This window comes from Lysinibacillus sp. CNPSo 3705 (assembly GCF_028674935.1).
Lineage (GTDB): Bacteria > Bacillota > Bacilli > Bacillales_A > Planococcaceae > Lysinibacillus.
On sequence record NZ_JAQZSD010000136.1, the window covers coordinates 1 to 3123 of the forward strand.

Here is a 3123-nt window from a genome sequence, read left to right on the forward strand (position 1 = left end):
TATTAAATTTAAAGTATAAAGAAATCGGAGTTCATCTGGGTTAAGGTGCTGAAAGATTACAGCACCCCAACATTTGACTTAGAACCTTTAATAAAATGTACATAACTTTAGAGGTTATGCATATTATCTATCAATTTGTAGACTTAATATTACCGATATGGTTTTTAGTTAGATCCAAGATACTTTAATAAAAATAGAAATATAAGTTTGGTTATGTTTCCCTTGGAAATATAACATGGAGATGCTAATTTATAGTATAATAACCATATGTGAAAAAATGACGAAAGCTTAGAAAGGTAGAATAAGTATGACATTTACTGAACCAGTTAGGAAATATATTTTGTCTGGAGTAGTAGTGTTTGTCGTTATTGGTCTAATCGGGGCAAATATTATGGCAAGTAAACAAGACAAAATTTTTGAAAAGAATGAGAATCTATATAATCAGGCACTTCAATTACAAACGGATGGTAATTATGAGGATGCATGGGAACCCATCTCTAAAGTATTAAAGGCAGAGCCTAACTCTGAAATTGCAAATTATTTAGCTGGTATTATTGCGGTTAATAAAGGTGATGTAAAACAAGGAGCAATCTATATGCAAAAAACATTGGATTTAAATCCTTATAAGGCAGAGGATCCAGTATTTATGATTCAGTTAGGTGAGATATTTGTAGTTACTAAAAGATTTGAAGATGCAAAAATTGTGCTTCAGCGCTGCCAAGAATCTGGTTGGGTACCAGAGGAGATACCAAATTATCAAGAGCATGTTGCCACACTACTAGCACAAATTGAAAATTCAAAATAAAGGAAGGTACTAAAGAAATGAGTAAGTTCTACGAAAAAGTAACTTATCGTGATGTAGAAGAAGATTTAAAATCACAAAAATCCGTAGACAAATGGATTTTCAGGTTACTCCTTATTGTTATTGGCTTTATGCCATTAATCGTTATGGCAAGTGTAACAGAGGTTCAATCTCCTCTTATTTCTAATATAGATAACTTATCAAGTGGTGTAAAGGGTGATTTATTCACACAGTATAAGGCGTTAGTTTTATTAGTAATCACTTTCCTAGCTAGTCTATTGTTTTTGGCGAAAATATTATTTATGAGCGGCGATATTCGCAAAACTAAATTGAACTATGCTGTAGGTGCGTTTGCAGTAGCGATTGTGTTATCGACTATCTTTTCCCCGAATATTTCCATATCGCTACATGGCCAGTACAGTCGTGCGGATGGTGCAATCAGCTGGATTTGTTATTTAGCATTATTTTTTATTGCAATGAATATTGAGTATCCGAAAAAGGTAGTAAATCATATTTTATATTCGCTGTATCCATTTATAATTATTAATTTTATTATTATAACTGTTAATTTTTATGGTAAAGATTTATTGCAATATACATGGGTTCAAAAATTTGTATCAGCGTTCTTACCAGATGGTGCAACAATCAGTGAAGGATCTGAGTTGATCGGGACGCTTAATCAATGGAACTATATGAGTGGAATGTTTGGTATCATGACACTACTATTTTTAGCAAGCGCTATTGTTGCTAATTCGAATGTTAAGAAATTCACGAATTTATTTATTGCTTTATTATCAATGATAATTATGTTGATGGCTATGTCCGCAAGTGGTTTCTTTACATTTGTTTGTATTACACCGTTATTAATTTGGTTAGCTATTAAGTCTTTAAATAGAAAGAGAACATTACTAATTATGATGATTTTTTTCATTACAACTGCATGTTTTGTTCATTCTTTATCTTTGAAAAATCCTAAAGTATGGGATGAATCAATTGGCTTCTTTCTTCCTAAAAATAACCCATATGGAATTGAACAATCAGTAGAGACATCGATTGTGGGGATCAATTTAGATAGCTTATCCGTATGGAATATTGAAAAGGCATCAGCAGCAAAAAATACATTTGAATTACCTGTGCTACCTGAAGCTAAATGGGGTCCTGGTACAGGAAGGATTTATATTTGGGAAAAAACTTTAGATTTAGTGAAAGACCGTCCATTCTTAGGATACGGTTTAGATACACTTGTTTACCAATTTCCGCATAATCATATAGATGCAAGAGGAAATTTAAATGAGGTTACAATCGTAGATAAACCTCATAACATTTATGTTGGTGTTATTTATGGAACAGGTATATTAGGAATACTGGCATTTTTAGCAATAATTCTAATATCACTTAAATCAACAATCCGAGAAATTTTCAAATTTAATATGTCATCGAATTTAGTTGTTGCCTTGTGTATTGCATGGCTTGCGTTTTTAATCCAAGCATTGTTTAATGATACTTCTATTGGGATTACAGGACCACTTTTTGCAATCGGAGGAATCATGTTAGGCTTATTATACAAGAGAAATGAAATAACTGTATAAATGTAAAAAGTATGAAAATTTGAGGGAGTAAAAACCCTTTAATTCTATGCTTTTAATAGATTACAAAAATTGTTATAGAAGGTGAATTATGGATTCTGCGAGATTTCAAGAATTTAAGAAGACAACAAAACTTACTTTTGAGTTATCAAAAAGTGATTTAAAAACTCGTTTTGTAGGATCTGTTTTAGGAATAACATGGGGATTTTTACATCCATTAATTACAATTTTAATTTTTTGGTTCGTATTTCAAGTAGGCTTTAAATCAATGCCAGTAGACGATTTTCCGTTTATTTTATGGCTGATGTGTGCAATGATACCATGGTTCTTTTTTTCGGACTGTTTAAACGGTGCAACAAATTCAATATTAGAAAATAGTTATCTGGTAAAAAAAGTTAATTTTAAGATAGGTATTTTGCCTTTGATAAAAATAGTATCTTCACTATATATTCACGTCTTTTTCATCACATTTTTATTTTTTATGTTTTATATATATGGCTACAGTTTTAATATATATAATCTACAATTTCTATATTATTTATTTGCAACAATAATATTAGTAACCGGTTTATCATATTTAACAGCAAGCTTAGTAGTCTTTTTAAAAGACATTGGGCAATTAGTAAATATGTTATTACAGTTTTGTTTTTGGATGACGCCAATTTTTTGGTCTTTAGACATACTTCCTCAAAAATATCTATTTTTAATAAAACTTAACCCAATCTATTATATTAC

General features: G+C 30.5%; 3 protein-coding genes. All 3 read left to right on the top strand.

The window, feature by feature from the left end; translation table 11 throughout:
• Positions 1-307: 307 nt before the first annotated feature.
• The gene (locus PVA17_RS24520; RefSeq protein WP_274069302.1) at positions 308-805 is read left to right on the top strand and encodes a tetratricopeptide repeat protein; all 498 of its coding nucleotides are present in this window, start codon (positions 308-310) and stop codon (positions 803-805) included.
• Between the two features lie 17 nt (positions 806-822).
• Positions 823-2391 carry an O-antigen ligase family protein gene (locus PVA17_RS24525; protein ID WP_274069303.1) on the top strand — a complete coding sequence of 523 codons (1569 nt, stop codon included), beginning with the start codon at positions 823-825 and terminating at the stop codon, positions 2389-2391.
• 88 nt (positions 2392-2479) lie between these two features.
• Positions 2480-3123, top strand: a 644-nt coding sequence (locus tag PVA17_RS24530) for an ABC transporter permease (RefSeq protein WP_274069304.1), incomplete at its 3' end; no start/stop codon positions are given.